Source organism: Nesterenkonia sp. F, from assembly GCF_000220985.1.
Taxonomy (GTDB): Bacteria; Actinomycetota; Actinomycetes; order Actinomycetales; family Micrococcaceae; genus Nesterenkonia.
In genome coordinates this window covers 21,579-41,876 of the sequence record NZ_AFRW01000022.1, presented here as the reverse complement: position 1 = coordinate 41,876, position 20,298 = coordinate 21,579, and the positions used below count along the sequence as shown (strand labels likewise).

The 20,298-nt window shown below is 72.4% G+C and carries 15 protein-coding genes, 1 tRNA gene and 1 pseudogene; 7 read left to right on the top strand and 10 right to left on the bottom strand.

Annotated features, from left to right (window positions below; genetic code table 11):
- Positions 1 to 433: 433 nt before the first annotated feature.
- Together GU5_RS0102620 and dinB are read right to left on the bottom strand one after the other, a co-directional pair.
- Entirely contained in the window at positions 434 to 844 is a 411-nt protein-coding gene (locus tag GU5_RS0102620; protein WP_029513953.1) for a DUF3040 domain-containing protein, read from the bottom strand.
- A gap of 107 nt (positions 845 to 951) precedes the next feature.
- The gene (dinB, locus tag GU5_RS13665) at positions 952 to 2,250 is read right to left on the bottom strand and encodes a DNA polymerase IV (RefSeq protein WP_050806561.1); all 1,299 of its coding nucleotides are present in this window, start codon (positions 2,248 to 2,250) and stop codon (positions 952 to 954) included.
- Positions 2,251 to 2,340: 90 nt separating this feature from the next.
- Here dinB and GU5_RS17760 point away from each other — a divergent pair.
- The 4 genes and pseudogenes from GU5_RS17760 to GU5_RS0102600 all read left to right on the top strand — a co-directional run.
- Positions 2,341 to 2,808: pseudogene (locus GU5_RS17760) on the top strand (polyprenyl synthetase family protein); the annotation flags it as partial.
- Positions 2,809 to 2,926: 118 nt separating this feature from the next.
- Positions 2,927 to 3,520: a polyprenyl synthetase family protein gene (locus GU5_RS17755; protein WP_050806559.1), complete on the top strand. Its 594-nt coding sequence runs from the start codon at positions 2,927 to 2,929 to the stop codon at positions 3,518 to 3,520.
- Positions 3,521 to 3,573: 53 nt separating this feature from the next.
- Complete coding sequence (locus tag GU5_RS13655) at positions 3,574 to 4,689, top strand: protein kinase (RefSeq protein ID WP_010524025.1); 1,116 nt, start codon at positions 3,574 to 3,576, stop codon at positions 4,687 to 4,689.
- On the top strand, positions 4,611 to 5,363 hold the full coding sequence (locus GU5_RS0102600; RefSeq protein ID WP_010524024.1) for a hypothetical protein: 753 nt from the start codon (positions 4,611 to 4,613) through the stop codon (positions 5,361 to 5,363). Before GU5_RS13655 ends, GU5_RS0102600 begins: the two co-directional genes overlap by 79 nt.
- Positions 5,364 to 5,380: 17 nt before the next feature.
- Here GU5_RS0102600 and GU5_RS0102595 read toward each other — a convergent pair whose 3' ends face one another.
- The 4 genes from GU5_RS0102595 to GU5_RS13650 form a co-directional block, all read right to left on the bottom strand.
- Positions 5,381 to 6,748 (bottom strand): class II 3-deoxy-7-phosphoheptulonate synthase, encoded by a 1,368-nt coding sequence (locus tag GU5_RS0102595; protein ID WP_010524023.1) that lies wholly within the window; start codon positions 6,746 to 6,748, stop codon positions 5,381 to 5,383.
- Positions 6,749 to 6,780: 32 nt separating this feature from the next.
- Complete coding sequence (locus tag GU5_RS0102590) at positions 6,781 to 8,736, bottom strand: long-chain fatty acid--CoA ligase (protein ID WP_010524022.1); 1,956 nt, start codon at positions 8,734 to 8,736, stop codon at positions 6,781 to 6,783.
- Between the two features lie 189 nt (positions 8,737 to 8,925).
- A complete protein-coding gene (locus GU5_RS0102585; RefSeq protein WP_139084282.1) occupies positions 8,926 to 9,288 on the bottom strand; it encodes a hypothetical protein in 363 nt (120 codons plus the stop codon).
- Positions 9,285 to 10,103, bottom strand: coding sequence for a carboxylesterase (locus GU5_RS13650; protein WP_050806558.1), 819 nt, complete (start codon positions 10,101 to 10,103; stop codon positions 9,285 to 9,287). The genes GU5_RS0102585 and GU5_RS13650 overlap by 4 nt, the downstream gene beginning before the upstream one ends.
- Positions 10,104 to 10,343: 240 nt before the next feature.
- On the opposite strand from GU5_RS13650, the gene GU5_RS0102575 reads away from it, so the two are divergent.
- A complete protein-coding gene (locus GU5_RS0102575; protein WP_010524019.1) occupies positions 10,344 to 11,042 on the top strand; it encodes a 1-acyl-sn-glycerol-3-phosphate acyltransferase in 699 nt (232 codons plus the stop codon).
- A 108-nt stretch (positions 11,043 to 11,150) separates the two neighbouring features.
- Here the strand turns inward: GU5_RS0102575 and GU5_RS13645 are convergent, their stop codons facing one another.
- Positions 11,151 to 12,494 (bottom strand): endo-1,4-beta-xylanase, encoded by a 1,344-nt coding sequence (locus GU5_RS13645; RefSeq protein ID WP_010524018.1) that lies wholly within the window; start codon positions 12,492 to 12,494, stop codon positions 11,151 to 11,153.
- Between the two features lie 260 nt (positions 12,495 to 12,754).
- A tRNA-Leu gene (locus GU5_RS0102565) sits at positions 12,755 to 12,838 on the bottom strand.
- A 247-nt stretch (positions 12,839 to 13,085) separates the two neighbouring features.
- Between GU5_RS0102565 and hrpA the strand changes: the two genes are divergently transcribed.
- Together hrpA and GU5_RS16590 are read left to right on the top strand one after the other, a co-directional pair.
- Positions 13,086 to 17,165, top strand: coding sequence for an ATP-dependent RNA helicase HrpA (hrpA, locus tag GU5_RS13640; protein ID WP_139084281.1), 4,080 nt, complete (start codon positions 13,086 to 13,088; stop codon positions 17,163 to 17,165).
- Positions 17,077 to 17,340: a DUF3418 domain-containing protein gene (locus GU5_RS16590; RefSeq protein WP_083830280.1), complete on the top strand. Its 264-nt coding sequence runs from the start codon at positions 17,077 to 17,079 to the stop codon at positions 17,338 to 17,340. The genes hrpA and GU5_RS16590 overlap by 89 nt, the downstream gene beginning before the upstream one ends.
- Before the next feature lie 98 nt (positions 17,341 to 17,438).
- Here GU5_RS16590 and mmsB read toward each other — a convergent pair whose 3' ends face one another.
- Complete coding sequence (gene mmsB / locus GU5_RS0102555) at positions 17,439 to 18,620, bottom strand: multiple monosaccharide ABC transporter permease (RefSeq protein ID WP_010524015.1); 1,182 nt, start codon at positions 18,618 to 18,620, stop codon at positions 17,439 to 17,441.
- Complete coding sequence (mmsA, locus tag GU5_RS0102550; RefSeq protein ID WP_010524014.1) at positions 18,620 to 20,167, bottom strand: multiple monosaccharide ABC transporter ATP-binding protein; 1,548 nt, start codon at positions 20,165 to 20,167, stop codon at positions 18,620 to 18,622. Before mmsA ends, mmsB begins: the two co-directional genes overlap by 1 nt.
- Positions 20,168 to 20,298: the final 131 nt, after the last annotated feature.

The window sequence follows — 20,298 nt, the reverse complement described above, 5'->3', positions numbered from 1 at the left end:
AACCATGATTCGCCCGGGATCTCGCGGAACCATCCCCAGCGACCCCTGGGTCAGCTCGCTGACCTGGGGCTTCTTCGGTGGAGTGCCGTGGGGCGCCGTGGGGAGGACGGTGGAGGGAATCTGGCGGCACGGCAGGGCGCCACATGGCCGGACCGGCGCCGCGCCGACGGCGGCAGGGGCGCGCCGACGCCCGTCGTCCCGCGCCAGGACACGGATCGCGGGGATCGCGGCGAGCCGGCGCCGCGCCCCGGCGCCGCTCGGGAGTCCCGGGGACCCGAGGCCGGCGGCGAGCGGAGTGGAGGGATGGGGAGGGAGGATGCGCGGCACCGCCGCCCGAGCACGACGAAGGCCCCCGCAGTCGCTGCAGATCAGCGACCGCGGGGGCCTTCGGAGAGGTCTGGGGAGTCGGCGGAGCGGACCGGAGGGCCGCTGGTCACTCCTGGCGCCGGCGCTCCTCCCAGCGCTGCTCGAGTCCGCTCATGAAGCTGCCGGAGGGACTCGGCGCCGTGCCGCGCGGGCCGCCGCCTCCGCCGCCCCCGCCGGAGCCGCCGTCGCCGCCCGAGGAGGAGCCGCGGCCGGAGGAGGTGCCGCCGGTGGTGGCGAAGTACACGCCGCCGCCCATGATCAGGAAGCCGCCGACGCCCACCGGGATCCACTGGTTGTAGATGCCGAGGATCAGCACGACGAGGCCGACCACGGCCACGAGCAGACCCAGCACCAGCCGACGGACGTCGACCGTGCCGGTGGGCGCGTCCTGCATGGACGTCGCGAAACCGGGGTCCTCGGTCTGGAGCTGCTCCTCCAGCTCCTTCAGCATGCGCTGTTCTCTCTCTGAGAGTGCCATCGTGGGCTCCTTGCAGTTGCCGGCCGATCTCCCGGGCGCCCTCGGCGCCTCGCCCAAGCAGTCTTTCCGCCTGGATCCTCATTCTACCGTCTGATCGGCGCGCCCACCTAGCCGTGGTCGCGCTCCGCCCCGGGCTCCGCGCCGACTCCCCCGGGGTCGCTCTCGCCCGCGCCGTCGCCCGCGCCGTCACCCGCACCGTTCCTCCGCGACGTCGGACGGCGGAGCAGCGAGGCCGGCGCCACTCCGCCCGGGTAGCGGGCGACGACGGCGTCCAGAGCCTCCTCGGCGTCGATCCAGTTGGTCTCGGTCCGGTCGAAGCTCAGCTGCAGACCGGCGACGTCGCCGCTGAGCGCCTCGGCGCGAAGGCCGATCAGCCGCACCGGCTGGGCGAGCACGCCGAGGCCGTCCAGCAGCCCCGCCGCCTGCCGATGCAGCACCAGCGCCGACTGCGTGCTGTGGCGCAGCGTGACGCTGCGGGTCAGCGTCTCGAAGTCGCGATAGCGCAGCTTGAGGCTGACCCGGCCGGCGGCATGCCCCCCGGCGCGCAGCCGGGAGGCGACCCGGTGGCTGAGCCGGAGCAGTTCGGCCAGCAGCTCCTGGCGGGAGTCGACGTCCTCGGCGAACGTCTCCTCGGCGCCGATGCTCTTCTCCTCGCGGGAGGTCTGCACGCCCCGGTCGTCCTCGCCGCGGGCGAGCGCGTGCAGCTGGTCTCCGACGGCGCCGAAACGGGCGCGCAGCATCTCCGCCGGCGTCTCGGCGAGCTGCTCGACGGTGGTGATGCCGAGGCGCTCCAGCGCCTCGGCGGTCCTCGCCCCCACGCCCCAGAGCGCCCGCACCGGCAGGCTGTGCAGGAACGCGAGCCGATGGCGCGGCGGGACCAGCAGCAGGCCGTCGGGCTTGGCCCGGGTCGAGGCGATCTTGGCGATGAACTTCCGGTCGGCGATGCCCACGCTGCACGGCAGACCGAAGCGCGCACGGACTTCGGCCCGGATGTGCCGGCCGATCTCCTCGGGTTCGCCGAGCCGGCGCCGGGCGCCGGTGATGTCGAGGAAGGCCTCGTCGACGCTGAGCTGCTCGACGGTGTCGGTCACCTCGGCGAAGAGCCCCATGAGGGACGTCGAGATCTCGCGATAGCGCCCCTGATGCGGCGGCAGCACCAGCGCCTCCGGACTGAGCCGCCGGGCGCGGGCCAGCGGCATGGCCGAGCGGACCCCGTCGTCGCGCGCCTCGTAGGAGGCCGAGAGCACCACCGAACGGCCGCTCTCCTGGGCGACGATGAGCTTGCGCCCGCGCAGCTCCGGGCGCTCGAGCAGCTCGACCTCGACGAAGTAGGCGTCCATGTCGACGTGGGCGATCACCCGACCCGGCGCACCGCCGCCCGACGACGCCCCTGTGCTGCCTGCCATGGGGACCACGATACCGGCCGGCGGAGACACGGCCGACGGCGCCCTCGGCTAGGCTGGGGGGGCGGCCGTCGACGCACAGGAGGAGCAAGCATGACCAGCCCCGACCCAGGGACCCCCGCGGCGCCGGTCGAAGCCCCGGACGGCGCCTCATCCGCCGACACGGGGCAGCGACGCCAGATCGACCGGGTCTCTCAGGCCTGCGCGACGTTCCTGGCCGCCCGGGCGGAGGAGATCGACGCCGTCTCCCCCGCGGGCTCCCCGCTGGTCGAGCAGCTGACCGAGCTCACCCGCGGCGGCAAGAAGCTGCGCGCCGTGCTCGCCTGGATCGGCTGGCGGGCCGCCGGCGGCTCCCCCGACGCCGAGGCGCCGGTGCGGCTCGGCGTCGCGCTGGAGCTCTTCCAGGCCGCCGCGCTGATCCATGACGATGTGATCGACCGCTCCGACACCCGGCGCGGGGCTCCCAGCGCGCACCGCCGGTTCGAACAGCTGCACCGCAGCGCCGACCATCGCGGCGAGGCCGGCCACTTCGGCGTCAGCGCCGCGATCCTCGCCGGCGACCTGGCGCTGTCCTGGGCCGGGCAGGCCTTCGGCGAGGCGCAGGACGCCGCCGCGGCCGAGCTCTCCGGCGAGGGCGCCGAACGACGCCCGACGCGAGGCACGGCTGCGCTTCCACCGGATGCACACCGAGGTCATCGCCGGACAGTATCTCGACGTCCTCGACGAGGTCCGCACCCCCGCGGCCTCCGCGGGAGAGGCCCTCGATCGGGCCCGCCGGGTGCTGCGCCACAAGTCGGCCCGCTACTCCACCGAGCATCCGCTGGTCCTCGGCGCGGCCCTGGCCGGAGCGCCCGCGGCGCTGCGCGAGTCGCTGGCCGCGGCCGCGCTGCCGACCGGCGAGGCCTTCCAGCTGCGCGACGATCTGCTCGGCGTCTTCGGCGACCCGGAGACCACCGGCAAGCCGGTCGGCGATGATCTGCGCGAGGGAAAGCGCACCGAGCTCATCGCCCACGGACTCTTCGGCGCCTCCGCGCAGCAGGCGCGCGAGCTGGGGGCGATGCTCGGCGACCCCCGCCTGACGACCGCCGACGTCGAGCGCGCCCGCGAGATCCTCATCGCCGCCGGCGCGGTGGAGGCGGTCGAGGCCTCGATCGCCGAGCTGGTCGCCGCCGGCCGCGCGGGCACCGACCGGCTGCCCTCGTCGGGCGCGGCCGCCGACGTCGTCGCCGATCTCCAGGCGGTCGCCGACCGGCTGGTCCGGCGCAGCCGCTGACCGCGAGGTGCGCCTGCGGCTCGCGTCCGGCCGGGTTCGCTACCCTGGTCGGCGTGAGCACCGAACACTCCGACCCCTGGATCGGGGCGACCGTCGACGGCCGCTACGCCGTCCGCGACCGCGTGGCGCGCGGTGGCATGTCCACGGTCTACCTGGCCCATGACACCCGCCTGGATCGCGACGTCGCGCTGAAGGTGCTCTTCCCGCACATGGCCGAGGACCGCAAAGTCGTCGACCGCTTCGAGCAGGAGGCGCGCAACGCCGCGCTGATCTCGCACGACAACGTGGTGAGGATCCTCGACCAGGGGCAGACGCGCGAGACCGCCTATCTGGTGATGGAGCATGTGCCCGGCGCGACGCTGCGCACGCTGCTCAAGCGCGGACCGATGACGCCGCGGCTGGCGCTGACGTACGCCGAGGCGATCCTGCAGGGCCTGGCCGCCGCCCACCGGGCGGGGCTGGTGCACCGCGACATCAAGCCGGAGAACGTCCTCGTCTCCCACGACGGGCGCATCAAGCTCGCCGACTTCGGCCTCGCCCGCGCGGCGACGCACCACTCGGGCACCAGCACGCTGATGGGCACCGTCGCCTACATCTCTCCGGAGCTGCTCTCCGGCGAGGGCGCCGACGAGCGCGCCGACATCTATGCCGTGGGCATCCTGCTCTACGAGATGCTCACCGGCGTCCAGCCCTACATCGGCGAATCCCCGGTGCGCGTGGCCTTCCAGCACGTGAACTCGGAGGTGCCGCCGCCCTCGGAGGCGGTGCCCGGACTGCCCCCGGGCCTCGATGCGCTGGTGCATGCGGCCACACGCCCCCGCGCGGCGGACCGACCGGCCCATGCCGACGCCATGCTCGAGCTGATGCACCGCCTCGCCGCCGAGCTCGACGACGAGCAGCTCGACAGCGTCCCATCCCCCGCCCAGCAGTCCGCTCGGCCGGAGGAGCCGAGGGTGCCGGCACGCCGCAGGAGGCCGGTCGACCGGATCCGGACGGGGCGGAGGAGGCCGTCGCCGCCGAAGACGCCGAGGCCGCGGCTGAGACGACGCACGCACCCGCCCCCGCCGCGAGCGACCTGGACGCGACCACAGTGCTGGGCACCGGCGAGGACTTCCCCACCACGGAGGACGCCGCGGCCTGGGACGACGACGTCGCCGCCGCGCTGCTGACTGCCCGCTCCGGCGCCGACGACGCCGCCGAGGAGGACCGGCAGACCGTCGCCGAGGTCCCCACCGACGCCTTCCGGATGGACCCCGACACGCTCGCCGCCGAGTCGGCGCCCTCCGAAGTCGCCGCGAGCGACGCGCAGCCCACGGAGGCCCTCTCGGCCTCCCGGCCGGCATGCGGACCGGAGAGGCATCACGACGAGCCGTTCGCCGCCGCCGTCTCGCCGGACTCGGCGCGGGGAACGCGCCCCGACGGGGCGACGGGTCCCGGCGAGGACACCGGGGAGTTCTCCGCGCAGGGCGCCTCGCCGCGCCGCGGACCGCGGCGGCGCCCCGGTGTCGGCCCGCTGGGTCCATGGGGCGATCGCGCCGCGGAGAAGCTCCGCCGTCGCGATCCGCACGCCGTCGAACGACGCGAGCGGCAGCGTCCGACGGTCGCGCTGGCACGGCCCACGGCCACACGCAGCTGGCTCACCGTGGCGCTGCTGCTCATCGGGACGGCGCTGCTGATCCTGCTGGCCTGGTACCTCGGGCTCAGCCCGGAGATCGTGCCGAGTCTGGGCGGCGACGCCGGGCCCCCGGAGGGCGCGGCCGCCGCCGACGGCGCGACAGAGACGTCCGCGGCGAGCCTCGGAGCGAGGCTCGCCGCGGAGGGGCCGGGAGTCGTCGGGGCCTGACGGGCCTGCCGGGAGGCTCAGCGGCGGCTGAGCGCCTCGGCCACCAGGAAGGCCATCTCCAGCGACTGCTTATGGTTCAGCCGCGGATCGACCAGCGACTCGTAGCGGCCGTCGAAGGCGGACTCGTCGATCACGTCCGAGCCGCCCAGGCATTCGGCGACGTCGTCGCCGGTCATCTCCACGTGCAGCCCGCCCGGGTAGGTGCCCAGCGCCCGGTGGACCTCGAAGAAGCCCCGGACCTCGTCCATGACGTCGTCGAAGCGCCGGGTCTTGTAGCCGTTCTTCGCGGTGATCGTGTTGCCGTGCATGGGGTCGGTGACCCAGACGACCTGCGCGCCGGAGTCGCGGACGGCCTCGACCAGCGGCGGCAGCTTCTCGCGGATGTTGGCCGCTCCCATGCGCGTGATGAAGGTCAGCCGGCCCGGCTCGCGGTGCGGGTCCAGCTTGTCGATCAGCGCCAGCGCCTCCTCCGGCGTCGTCTTCGGCCCCAGCTTCACCCCGATGGGGTTGTGCACCCGCGAGAGGTAGTCGATGTGGGCGCCGTCGAGATCCCGGGTCCGTTCGCCGGCCCAGAGGAAGTGCCCGGAGGTGATGTACGGCTCCCCGGTGCGCGAATCGATGCGGGTCAGCGCACGCTCGTAGTCGAGCAGCAGCGCCTCGTGGGCGGCGTAGAACTCAGTGCGCTTCAGCCCTTCGAACTCCACACCGCAGGCCTCCATGAAGCGCACGGCCCGATCGATCTCGCCGGCGATCTGCTCGTAGCGGGCGTGGGCGGGGTTCTCCATGAAGCCCTTGTTCCACTGCTGGACGGCGCGCAGGTCGGCGAAGCCGCCTTCGGTGAAGGCGCGGACCAGGTTCAGCGTGGACGCGGAGGTGTTGTAGGCCTTCACCATGCGGCGCGGGTCCGGTTCGCGAGACTCCCGGGTGAAGTCGAAGCCGTTGACGATCTCACCGCGGAAGCTGGGCAGGGTGACGCCGTCGCGGGTCTCCTCGTCGGAGGAGCGCGGCTTGGCGAACTGGCCGGCCATCCGGCCCATCTTCACCACCGGCAGCGAGGCGCCGTAGGTCAGCACCACGGCCATCTGCAGCAGCGTCTTGACCCGGGCGCTGATCTTGTCGGCGGTGGCGCCGTCGAAGCTCTCGGCGCAGTCGCCGCCCTGCAGCAGGAAGGCCTCGCCCTGGGCCACGCGGGCCAGCCGGCGCTTGAGCTTGTCCACCTCGCCGGCGAAGACCAGCGGCGGATTCGCCGAGAGCTCCGCCACCGAGGACTCGAACTCCGGGTGGGAGTGCCAGGCGGGCTGCTGGCTCAGCGGCAGGCGGCGCCACTCGTCGAGCCCGGGATAGTCCGCGGCACCGGTGTGCAGGATCTCTCCGGGCGCGGTCAACGGGGTCTCGGCGGGGTTCTCAGGCGTTGCAGTCACGACACCAGACTACGGGGCGGCGCGGAGGCTGACCAATGCTCCCGCAGGGCCGTCCGCCATCTGGACGCCCCTGCGGGAGCATCCGGGGCGCGAGCCGGCGGATCAGCTCGCAGACCCCTCCGAGGCGCCCCCGAGTCACGGTTCTGCTTCGCCTCGGCGTAGAGCGCCTCGATCTCCTCGGCGCAGTCCTCCATGACCACCGGTCGGCGCAGCTTCATCGACGGCGTCAGATGCCCCGTCTCGACGGTGAAGTCCTGCCCCAGCACCCGGAAGGCCCGGATCGACTCGGCCTTCGAGACACCCTCGTTGGCCCGGTCCACCGCCTCCTGGGCGGCCTGCCGGACCGTGTCGAGACCGGCGGCCTCGGCCGCCGGGATCTGCGGATCCAGGCCGTGGCGCTCCAGGAAGCCGGGCAGGGTCTCCTCGTCCAGTGTGAGCAGCGCGGCGACGAAAGGACGCTCGTCGCCGACCACCACCGCCTGGCTGATCAGCGCGTCGGAGCGCAGCGCGTCCTCCAGCGGCGCCGGCGAGACGTTCTTGCCGCCGGCGGTCACCAGGATCTCCTTCTTCCGCCCGGTGATCACCAGACAGCCATGCTCGTCCAGATGCCCCAGGTCGCCGGTGCGGAACCAGCCGTCGTCGGTGAAGGCCTCGGCGTCCAGGTCCGGCCGGCCGTGGTAGCCGTGGAAGACGCAGACGCCCTTGCCGAGCACCTCGCCGTCGTCGGCGATCCGCACCCCGCAGCCGGGCAGCGGTGGGCCGACGGTGCCGATGCGCAGGTCGTCGGGGACGTTGACGGTCAACGGCGCGGTGGTCTCGGTGAGGCCGTAGCCCTCCATGATGGAGAGCCCGATGCCGTGGAAGAAGTGCCCCAGCCGCTCGCCCAGCGGGCTGCCGCCGGAGACCGCATGGGTGACGCGGCCGCCCATGCGGCGGCGCAGCTTGGAGTAGACCAGCGCGGAGAACAGCCGGTGCTTCAGCGCCAGGGTCAGCGGGACGCGGCCGGCCTGCCGCGCCCGCGACCAGTCGACCGCCGTCTGGGCGGCCTTCTCGAAGATCTCCCCCTTGCCCTCGTCCTGGGCCTTGGTCAGTGCGCGATTGTAGATCTTCTCGAAGAGCCTCGGCACCGCCAGCAGGAACGTCGGGCGGAAGGTCCCCAGATCATCGACCAGCTGCTTGATGTCGGCGGTGTGGCCGACCGTCGCACCCGAGGCCACCGCCAGCACGGAGATGAACCGCGCGAAGACGTGCGCCAGCGGGATGAACATCACCGTCGACTTCTCCGGGTTGATCACGTCGCCGAGCCGATGCATGGCCTCCAGGGAGAGCTCGGCGAAGTTGCCGTGGCTCAGCACGCAGCCCTTCGGCCGACCGGTCGTCCCGGAGGTGTAGATCAGCGTGGCGGTGTCGTCCAGCCCCGCCCGCGAGCGCCGCTCCTCCACGACTCCGGCCTCGACTCTCCGCCCGTCGGCGCGCAGCGCGTCCAGGTGCCCGGCGTCGATGCTCAGCACCTCTCGCACTCCGGTGAGCTTCTCCTGCTCGACGGCGCGGTCGACGACGCCGGCGTGGGACTCGCCCTCGACGAGCACCAGCGAGACGGCGGCGTCCTGCACGATCCAGGCCACCTGGGCCGGCGAGGAGGTCTCGTAGATCGGGACGGTCACCGCCCCGGCGTACCAGATGGCGAAGTCCAGCAGCGTCCACTCGTAGCGGGTCGGCGACATGATCGCCACCGAGTCGCCGGGCTCCACGCCGCGTGCGACGAGTCCGGCGGCCAGGGCGACGACGTCGTCGCGGAACTCGCGCGCCGAGATCTCGGTCCATTCGCCCGGAGTCAGCTGCCGGGCGAAGAGGCTGTTGTCGGGGTCGCGGGCGACCTGACGCTCCAGCAGATCCGTGATGTTCAGGTCTGCGGGCGCGGCGGCCCGGGACGGGACGACGTGTTCCTTCACGGCGCGACTCCTCTGTCGGATGCTCGGTCGGACGACCCGCGGGCGAGGCCGGGTCGTGTGCTCTGCCTCACACTGTCTACTCCACAGTAATGTCCGTTCGTCCTGCTGTCCACGCGGCCCCGCGTCGGCGGCACGCAGGGGCCGGATGCTCCCGGCCGACCCCCGCCCCGACCCTCCGGCCCCGGCCGGTCAGACCTGGGCGCCGTCCCCGGATCCGCCGCCGCGGCTGCGCGGCATCTGCAGGAACAGCACGACCAGGCCGAGCACCGCGACGGCGATCAGCGCCGGGGCCAGCCAGGACGGCGCGGCGCCGGGGACCCACGCGGCGATCAGCACGCCGACGATCCCGCCGAGGGCCATCAGCGCGCCGAGCACGACGCCGGGCCGAGCGCCGGCCAGCGGATTCTTCGGGTTCGGCGGGGTGAAGTCGTCGATCTCGTCGAGGGCCCCCTCGTCGACGCTCCAGTCGCGCGGCCCCCGGCCGCCGACGGGGCGAGATCCGCCGTGTCGGTCGAACACGGGGCTGGGCTCGTCATCACGGTGCGGGCTCATCGGTCCTCCACCTCTGCTGTCTCGTCGTTCCGCGGGACGCGCCGGTCGGCGGCCCCGGCCAGGAAGCCGCGGATCTCCGCGGCCACCCGTTCGGCGTCGTGGTCCAGCGTGGCCACGTGCCGGGACCGGCGGAGCACGATCTCGCGCAGACTCCCGCCGGTCAGCCTCTCCCCCAGACTAGCCGCCGCCGCACGCGGAAGGACACCGTCCTGCGCCGAGCGGAGCAGCAGCACCGGCGCCTCGACGGACCCCAGCTCGGCGCGGACCTCGGCGGCGAGCCGGTCCAGCTCCGCGACGCCGCGCACCGGCGTGCGCGGGTACGCCTCCTCGCGGACCCCGTCGCGGGCGATGTCGCCGGCGATGGATCCGATGCTCGGCAGCAGCCGCCACAGAAGACGGGCGGCGCCCCCCTGACCGGGGCGCAGCCGCAGGGCGGGGTTGATCACCGCCGCCGCGGTGACGGGCCGGCGGGCGGCGACCTGCAGGGCCAGTGCCCCGCCCATCGAGATGCCCGCCACTCCGACGGTGCGGCAGCGCCGGGCGAGTCCGTCCCAGCCGGCCAGCGCGGCGTCGGTCAGCGCCGCCCGCGGAGTGGAGGCCAGGTCGCGCCACGCGGTGCCGTGTCCGGGCAGCAGCGGAGTCTCGACGACGAAGCCGGCCTGCTCCAGCGCCTCCGCCACAGGGGCCATGGTCGACGGCGCCGAGGTGAAGCCGTGGAGCAGCAGCACGCCGTCGGGCGCGACGGCGCCCTCGTGCGGGACCGCCCGGCGCGCCGGGCACGGCGGCCCGGCGGGCATTCCGACGTCCTCCATCATGAGGCCCAGCCTACGGCCCGGCCCTCGTGGCGGCGGGCCCCGCACCGCGCTGTGAGCCGACCCTGCCGCGTCGGACGGCCAGACCGTAGAGTGGTGCCCGACCGGCGACTCGTCGACCGGGCACCAGTCGCCCGCCTCACCGCCCGATGCGCCGGTCGGGACACCCTCCCGGACCGCCGCGCACGCCCCCTCCCCGATCCGCTCGCCGATCTGCCCGCCGAAGGAAGGATCCGCACGCCCGTGTTCTACTACGTCGCCAAGACCTTCGCCGTGGGGCCGCTGGCCAGGGCCCTGTTCCGCCCGTGGGTGAAGGGCCTCGACCACATCCCGGACGACGGGCCGGCGATCCTGGCCTCGAACCACCTGTCCTTCTCCGACTCGGTCTTCCTGCCCGTCGTCGTGCCGCGGCCGGTGCGCTTCCTGGCGAAGAAGGACTACTTCGTCGGCTCCGGCGCGAGCGGCTGGCTGACCCGCACGTTCTTCGACATCACCGGACAGATCCCGATGGACCGCTCCGGGGGCCGCGCCAGCCAGGACTCGCTGAACGCCGGCGAGCGGGCGCTGCACGAGGGCGCCCTGCTGGGCATCTACCCGGAGGGCACGCGCAGCCCGGACGGCCGGCTGCATCGGGGCAAGCTCGGCGTCGCGCGGCTGGCGCTGAAGACCCGCGTCCCGGTGATCCCGGTGGCGATGATCGGCACCGACAAGGTCCAGCCGATCGGCCGGAAGGTGCCCACCCCGGGACGTCGCGTGGGCGTCATCATCGGTGAGCCGATGACCTTCGAGGCGCACTACGACCACGTCGACGACCGGTTCGCCCAGCGGGCGGTCGCCGACGAGATCATGTACCAGATCATGCGGCTGTCGGGGCAGGAGTACGTCGACGCCTACGCCGCCGACGTCAAGCGACGCATGGAGGCCGGGCGCGCCGCCGACTGAGTCCACGCCGCGCCCGGCCTCCATGATCGAGCACCGTGACCAGGGCTTCCCGCTCGGGATGCCGTCGGAGTCGGCGACCGCCCGTCGCCGCGCCTCGGACCGGACCGGTCAGACGCCGGCCTCGTCCAGGATGCCGCGGCACTCGGAGAAGGCCCCGTCCTGCTCCCAGGCCGCGGCCCCCTCGGTGTGCTCGACCAGCGCGCGCTGCAGCGTGCAGTAGGAGGGCTTGCGCTCGTAGTCGCCCTCCATGATCAGCGCGTCACCCTCGCCGGGGAAGGTGCCCGGGACCCAGCTGTGCTCGTCGAGCGTGCCCCAGACGGTGAAGGAGGTGCAGCCCTCCACCGCCAGGCAGGCGTCCAGGACCTGCGCGTAGCGTTCGGCGGCGCCGGCCCTGTCCTCGGGGCTCATCCGCCCGTCCTCGCCGACCTCGCCGCGCACGTCGATCTCGGTGATCGCGGTCTTCACGCCGAGGGCGTCGAAGCGCTCCATGTTGGCCTGGAGCGAGTCGTCGAAGCCGTACTGCATGCTCAGGTGCGACTGGGCGCCGAAGCCGCCGACCGGGACGCCGCGCTCGAGCTGCTCGACGACGAGCTGGTGGTAGGCGTCGGTCTTCGCGTTGAGCCCCTCGGCGTTGTAGTCGTTGTAGAACAACGTCGCCTCGGGGTCCTCCTCATGGGCCCAGCGGAAGATGTCGTCGAGGATCTCCGGGCCGAGCTCGCGCAGCCAGATGTTCTCCTCGGTGCGCAGCTCGCCCTCGCCGGTGAAGATCTCGTTGGCCACGTCCCACTGGTCGATGCAGCCGGCGTAGCGGCTGACCACAGTGCGCACGTGGTCCTCCAGGATGGCGCGCAGCTCCTCGGCGCCGTAGTCGCCGTCCTCGAGCCAGTCGGGGTTCTGCGAGTGCCAGAGCAGCGCGTGGCCGCGCACGTCGAGGCCGTTCTCCTGCGCCCAGGCGACGACGGCGTCCGCCTGCTCGAAGTCATACTCGCCCTCGGCAGGACGCAGCGTTTCCCATTTCAGGTAGTTCTCCGGCGTCACCGAGCTGAAATCGGCGGCCAGCACGTCGCGATACTCGGGGTCGTCCGGGAAGGGATCCGGATAGTCGGCGTCGGTGTGGTGACCTCCCCCGGCGGCGATGTTGCCGATGACCATGCTCTCGGGGGCCACGCCGGCCAGACTGTCGCGCGCCGGATCCCCGGCCCCGTCGGCGGAGCCGAACTGGCAGGTCTGACCGCCCCCGGCGTGGTCGGGCCGGCCGGGTGCGCCGGCGTGCTCCGGACGACCGGGCGTGCCGGCATGCTCCGGGGCGTTCTCCGAGCGCTGGTCGACGCCGACGCCGTTCGCCCCCTGACCTGCACCCGGCGCCGCGTCGGCGGCGCCGCCCATGGTCAGGGTCAGCGCCGAGGCGCAGAGCACCGCCGCGGCGGCCCGTCGGTAGATGGCCGATGGCATGGGAACCTCCTGAGTCGAATGATCCGATCAGACAGAACCTGCGGACTCACCCTGGAGTGATGTGCCACACGTTTTGTCTTCCGGTGAGACTATTTGAGGCCCGCTGGTGTGTCAACGCTCACAGAAGGTGATCCCCGCCGGGGCGCTCGGGATGGAGCCGCAGAATGGGCCGAAGCCATGACGGCCGATCGACGACCCGGGCGCACGAAAGAAGCCCCGGACCGATCCGCTGGGGATCGATCCGGGGCTTCTGCGGCTCGTGCGCGAGGGGGGACTTGAACCCCCACGCCCGTGAAGGCACTGGCACCTGAAGCCAGCGCGTCTACCTATTCCGCCACTCGCGCGAGCATCGCTCCGACGAGCTGCTCGGAACTCGACTCACGGCCTTCCGGCCGCTCGCCGTTCCGGCCTCTCCGCCGAACAACGGAATCCATCTTATACACGAGAGGAGACGCATGCATAATCGAGAGTCCGTGACGCCGACCACAGCCCCACGGCAGGGTCGTCGAGTCGTCGAGCACCGCACCCTCGAGCCTCGAGGAATCGGCCAGCAGTTCCTCCCGCGCGGCGGCCGATATGCTGGACCACGCCATGACTGACTCCGCCGCCGCCGTGCACGAGTTCACCGCCGAGACGCTGAACTACCCCGACATCCTGCCGGTCACCGGTGAGCGCGAGACCATCCTGGAGGCCCTGCGCTCCCACCAGGTGGTCGTCGTCGCCGGCGAGACCGGATCGGGCAAGACGACCCAGCTGCCGAAGATGCTGCTGGAGCTGGGCGCCCACGGCGACGGCATCGTCGGCCACACCCAGCCGCGGCGCCTGGCCGCGCGCACAGTGGCCGAGCGACTGGCCGAGGAGATCGGCACGCCGCTGGGCCGCGACGTCGGCTATCAGGTGCGCTTCACCTCCGAGGTCTCCTCCGACACCTCGGTGAAGCTGATGACCGACGGCATCCTGCTCGCGGAGATCCAGCGGGACCCCATGCTGCGCAAGTACTCGGCGATCATCATCGACGAGGCGCATGAGCGCAGCCTGACCATCGACGTGATCCTGGGCTATCTGAAGTCGATCCTCCCCCGCCGGCCGGACCTGAAGGTCGTGGTCACCTCGGCGACGATCGACCCGGAGCGCTTCGCCGCGCACTTCAGCGAGGACCCCGACGAGCCGACGGTGCCGATCGTCGAGGTCTCCGGCCGCACCTACCCGGTGGAGGTCCGGTACCGGCCGCTGCGGCCCGACGAGGACGATCCTGCGGAGGACGCGACCGGTGCGGCCGGCGGCGAGGGCGAGGACGCCGCCGACGACCACGCCGACACCGGCCGCGAGCGCGATCTGATGGAGGCCGTCGGCGACGCGGTGCGCGAGCTCGCCGCCGAGCCCGACGGCGACATGCTCATCTTCTTCCCCGGCGAGCGCGAGATCCGCGACGCCGCCGATGCGCTGGCCGACGTCGTCGCCGCCGACCGGCGGCTGGCCGGCTCCGAGATCCTGCCGCTCTTCGGTCGGCTGTCGATGGCCGAACAGAAGCGGGTCTTCTCCCCCGGCGGGCGCCGGCGCATCGTGCTGGCCACCAACGTCGCCGAGACCTCGCTGACGGTGCCCGGCATCAAATACGTCATCGACACCGGCACCGCCCGCATCTCGCGCTACTCCACGCGGACCAAGGTCCAGCGGCTGCCCATCGAGCCGATCTCGCAGGCCTCGGCGAATCAGCGCGCCGGCCGCTGCGGGCGCACCAGCGACGGCATCGCGATCCGCCTGTACTCGCAGGCCGACTTCGAGTCCCGCCCGGAGTTCACCGATCCGGAGATCCTGCGCACCTCGCTGGCCTCGGTCCTGCTGCAGATGTCCTCGATGGGGATCACCGAGACCCCCGACGAGCTGCTGGACTTCCCCTTCGTCCAACCGCCGGATTCGAAGGCCGTCACCGATGCGGTGCGGCTGCTCACCGAGCTGGGAGCGCTGCACTCCGGCGGCGACGGCGCACCGCGGAAGGGCACCATCACCCGCATCGGCCGCACGCTGGCCGATCTGCCGGTGGATCCGCGGCTGGGCCGGATGATGGTCGAGGCCGCCCGACGCGGCTGCCTGGCCGAAGTCACTGTGCTGGTGGCCGCGCTGTCGGTCCAGGATCCGCGCGAACGACCGTTCGAGCAGCGCCAGCAGGCCGATGCGAGGCACGCCCGCTTCGCCGACGAGGACTCCGACTTCTCCGCGCTGCTGAACCTGTGGCGCTACCTGGTCGAGCAGCAGCAGGAGCTCTCCGGAAACCAGTTCCGGAAGATGTGCCGCCGCGAGCACCTGAACTATCTGCGCGTCCGCGAGTGGCAGGACCTGGTCGGCCAGCTGCTCGACATCGCCCGGCGCGCCGAGCTGGCCGCCGACGACGGTGGATCCGGCGGCGGATCCGGCGGCGGCTCCGGCGGCCGGAGGAACGGCCGGCGCGGCGGGAGGAAGCCCCGCGGCGGCCGGGAGGACGGCGACCGTCCGGCGCTCCCCCGCGCCCGTGAGCTCACCGTGGATCCGGTGGCCCGCCACGAGCCGGTGCACCGCTCGCTGCTGGTCGGGCTGCTCAGCCAGATCGGCCTGCGCGACCCGCGCACTCGGGACTATCAGGGGGCCCGCGGCACCCGGTTCGCGATCTTCCCGGGGTCGGCGCTGTTCAAGAAGGGCCACGACCTGGTGATGGCCGCCGAGCTGGTGGAGACCTCGCGGCTGTGGGCGCGGATGGTCGCCCGCATCGATCCCGCCTGGGTCGAGGAGGCCGGCGAGCAGCTGATCAAGACCAGCTACGGCGAGCCCCACTGGTCCGCGGCGAGGGGCGCGGTCGTCGCCGCCCAGCGGAAGACCCTCTTCGGCGTGCCGGTGGTCGCGGACCGCACGGTGCTCTACGGACGGGTCGACCCCGAGCTCAGCCGCCGCGTGTTCATCCAGCGTGCGCTCGTCGAGGGCGACTGGCGCACCCGGCACCACTTCGACGCGCGCAATCGCCGTCGCGTCGAGGAGATCGAGGAGCTGCAGAACCGCACGCGGAGGAAGGACCTGCTGGCCTCCGACGACGAGCTCGTCGCCTTCTTCGACGCCCGGGTCCCCGAGCATGTCGTCTCGCAGCGGCACTTCGACGCCTGGTGGAAGAAGCAGCGTCACGAGACGCCGGAGCTGCTGGACCTCTCCGAGGAGCAGCTGCTCGCCGAGTCCGCCGAGGACGTCGACGTCGAGGCTTTCCCGGAGACGCTCGACGTCGACGGGCTGAGGCTCGAGCTGCAGTACGAGTTCGACCCGACGGGCTCGAGCTCCTGGACCAGCTCCTCCGGCTCCTCGACAGGCGGGGCCCGCTCGGGCACGGCCGACGGCGTGACGGTGCGCGTGCCGGTGGTCTTCCTCAATCAGCTGCGCCGCGAGGCGCTGGACTGGCTGATCCCCGGGCTGCGCACTGAGCTGATCACCCAGCTGATCCGGTCGATGCCCAAGCAGATCCGCAAGAACTTCGTGCCGGCCCCGGATGTCGCCGCGACCGCTCGCGAGCGGCTGGAGGCCCAGCACGCCGTCGGCGCCGAGCCGCTGCCCGAGGCGCTGGCGGCGGTGCTGCAGGACCTGCGCGGCATCCCGGTGGATGCCTCGGTCTTCGACCTCGACGCGCTGCCCGAGCATCTGCGCCTCACCGTGGCGGTGATCAGCGACAAGGGCCGGGTGCTGGACGCCTCGCAGGATCTCGAGGAGCTGCAGCTGCGCTTCGCCGACCAGACCCGCGAGGCCATCACCCGGTCTCTGGCCGGATCCGCCGGATCCGCCGGATCCGGCGGCTCCGCCGGCGACGCCGCGGCCGGGTCGGGGCGTACGGACCGGAAGACCGAGAAGGGACGGCCGGGCCGGACGGGGACGCAGCGGGCCGCGCAGGACGGCGGCCGTCCGCCGGCGGCGTCCGGCGCGGCGGGCTCCGCAGACTCCGCAGGCTCGGCGGTGCCGACCCAGCGCGAGCAGACCGAGTGGACCTTCGGCGATCTGCCACGGCGGATCAGCACCGTGGTGTCCGGCCACGAGGTCACCGGATACCCCGCCCTGCAGCCCGAGCCCGAGGGACGGAGCGGCGTGTTCTGCAGCGTGCAGGATTCCGAGGAGGACCAGGCTCGCATCCATCGGCGCGGCGTCGTCACCCTGCTGCGCGAGGTGCTCCCCTCGCCGCAGCGCTACGTGGTCGATCATCTGAGCACCCGTGAGCGACTGGCCTTCGGGCAGGCCCCGCACGGGACGGTGGATTCGCTGGTGGTCGACTGCACCACCGCCGCCCTGGACCATCTGCTCGGCGAGGACCCGCCGTTCACCGCCGCGGAGTTCGAGCAGGTCTCCCGGCACGCCCGCGCCGAGCTCATCGAGCAGGTCCTGGCGCTGACCGACGTCGTCGCCCAGGTGCTCACGCTGCGCGCCGACGTCGCCTCCCGGCTGCAGGCGGCGAGCTCTCCGGCGCTGCGCGAGGCGGTCAGCGATATGCAGGCCCAGCTGGAGCAGCTGGCCCCTGCCGGCTTCGTCTCCTCCGCCGGGGGCGGCACAGGTGCGGCATCTGCCCCGCTACCTGCGGGCGATGCTGATGCGCCTCGACCGGCTCGAGGCCGGCCAGTCGCTGTCCAAGGACGCCACGGACAGAGCCATGGTCCAGCAGCTCGAGGATGAATACGATGCCGCCGTGGAGGCCGTGCCGGCGCAGCGGCCGGTGCCGGAGTCGCTGCGCGCAGTCAGCTGGATGCTCGAGGAGTTCCGGGTGAACCTCTTCGCCCAGCAGCTGGGCACCGCCCAGCCGGTCTCGGCCAAACGGATCCGCCGGGCGTTGAAGCAGGCCTCCCGCTGACCGCACCAGGCCCCGACGACGGCGGCCCCGCCCCTCCCCGGAGCACCGGGGAGGGGCGGGGAGGGGCGGGGCCGCCGTCGTCGGGGCCGCGGAGCGGGTCAGCTCGCCGTCCCGGCCCGCTTCTTGCTCCAGACGTCGAAGGCGACGGCCAGCACCAGCACCACGCCGCGGACGACGCTCTGCGTGGACTGGTCGATGCCCATGATCTGCATGCCGTTGGACATCACCGCCATGATCAGGCCGCCGACGATGGCACCCTGCACGCGCCCGACGCCGCCGGTGACGGCCGCACCGCCGATGAAGGCCGCGGCGATGGCGTCGAGCTCGAACATCTCTCCGGCGCCCGGCTGGGCGCCGTTCATGCGCGAGGAATAGACGATGCCGGCCACGGCGGCGAGCACTCCCATGTTGACGAAGAGCAGGAAGTTCACCCGCTTGGTCTTCACGCCGGAGAGCTTCGCGGCCTGCAGGTTTCCGCCCATCGCGTAGATGTGCCGGCCGAAGACCGTCTGCTGGGTGACGAAGGCGTAGATCAGCACCAGCGCGGCCAGGATGAGCAGCACGAAGGGCATGCCGCGGCTGTTGGCCAGCTGCCAGGCGAAGGCCATCAGCACCGCGCCGACGGCGAGGACCTTCAGCACGAAGAGCCACAGCGCCTCCACCGGCTGGCGGTACTGGATCTTCCGGCTGCGCGCGCGCCATTCCTTATAGGCGAAGGCCAGTGCGGCCGCGGCGGCGAGCACGAGGGTGAAGACGTCGTAGCCGGGGCCGCCGAGCAGTCCGTTGAAGAAGCCGCCGGCGATGAACTGGTACTCGCTCGGGAACGGCGAGAGCGAGACGTTGTCCAGCGTCAGGTAGGTCAGGCCGCGGAAGATCAGCATGCCCGCCAGCGAGACGATGAACGCCGGGATGCCGACGACGGCGACCCAGAAGCCCTGCCAGACCCCGACCAGCGCGCCGGTGGCCAGCGCCGCGACGACGCCGAGCCACCAGGGCAGACCGTTGCTGATCGTGACCACCGCCGCGACGGCGCCGGTCAGCGCGACCACCGAGCCGACCGAGAGGTCGATGTGCCCGGCGACGATGATCATCACCATCCCGATCGCCAGGATCAGGATGTAGGAGTACTGCAGCACCAGGTTCGTCAGGTTGCCCGGGCTGAGCAGCGTGCCTCCGGTCAGCGCCGTGAACAGCAGCACGATGAACACGAAGGCGATGTAGATGCCGCTCTGGCGCAGATTGCGCGTGAGCAGCTCGAGGATGTTCGAGGTGCCGGCCATCAGTCTGTCTCCTTGGTCATGAGTTCCATCAGTCCCTCCTGGGTGGCGTCGGCCGCGGCCATCTCGCCGGTGATGCGTCCGGACGAGAGGGCGTAGACGCGGTCGCAGACGCCCAGCACCTCGGGCAGCTCGGAGGAGATCACCAGGATCGCCTTCCCGTCGGCCGCCAGGCGGTTGATGATGGTGTAGATCTCCTGCTTGGCGCCGACGTCGACGCCGCGGGTGGGCTCGTCGAGGATGAGCAGCTCGGGCTCGGTGTAGAGCCACTTGCTCAGCACGACCTTCTGCTGGTTGCCGCCGGAGAGCTGTCCGACGGTGGAGAGCACCGAGGGTGCCTTGATGTTCAGCGACCCCCGGTATTCCTGGGCGACGGCGATCTCCTCGTTGGCGTTCACCCAGCCGGCGGTGGCCAGCTTCGTCAGCGACGCGGCGCTGATGTTGCGCCGGATGTCGTCGATCAGGTTGAGCCCGTACGTCTTGCGGTCCTCGCTGACGTAGGCGATGCCGTGGTCGATGGCGTCGGAGACCCCGCGGATGGTCACCGGCTTCCCGTGCATCTCGACCGTGCCGGAGATGTCGCGGCCGTAGGAGCGGCCGAAGACGCTCATCGCCAGCTCGGTGCGGCCGGCGCCCATCAGCCCGGCGATGCCGACGACCTCCCCGGCACGGACATGCAGCGAGGCGCCGTCGACGACGGTGCGGTCGCGCTGCTCGGGGTGGCCGACGTGCCAGTCGATCAGCCGGAAGACCTCCTCGCCGATCTCGACGTCGCGGTCGGGGTACATGCTGCCCATCTCGCGGCCGACCATCCCGTGGATGATCCGGGCGGTGAGCGCCTGCTGGTCGGGCTCCTCGTCGGTCCGCATCGTCTCGATCGTGGTGCCGTCGCGGATCACGGTGACCGCGTCGGAGATCGAGGCGATCTCGCCGAGCTTGTGCGAGATGATGATGCAGGTCACGCCGGTCTCGCGCAGATTGCGGATGAGGCCGAGCAGGTGCTCGGAGTCGTCGTCGTTCAGCGCCGCCGTCGGCTCGTCCAGGATGAGCAGCTTCACGTTCTTCGACAACGCCTTGGCGATCTCGACGAGCTGCTGCTTGCCGACGCCGAGCCGGCCGACCGGAGTGACCGGATTCTCGTCCAGTCCGACCTCGGCCAGCAGCTCGGCGGCCGCGGCGTTGGTCCGGTGCCAGTCGACGAGGCCGCCGGCGCCCTGCTCGTTGCCGAGGAAGATGTTCTCGGCGATGGACAGATGCGGCACCAGCGCCAGCTCCTGGTGGATGATGACGATGCCGCGGTCCTCGGAGTCGCTGATCGAGCCGAAGCGGACCTGTTCGCCGTCGAAGGTGATGTCGCCGTCGAAGCTGGAGTCCGGGTACACGCCCGAGAGCACCTTCATCAGCGTGGACTTGCCCGCGCCGTTCTCGCCGCAGATGCCGTGGATCTCGCCGCGGCGCACCTGCAGGGTCACGTCGGAGAGGGCCTTCACTCCGGGGAAGGTCTTGGTGATCGACCGCATCCGCAGGATGTGGTCCTCTGCTGTGGTCATGGGGCCTCCTCAGGCCAGGCCTCGGCGGCCCGCCGACCATCGCCGCGGGTCCGCCGTCAGGGAGGGGTGAGTGTCGAGGGTGAGTGTCGGGAGAGGGTGACGTCGAGCCGGACCGCACGTCGCGGACAGCG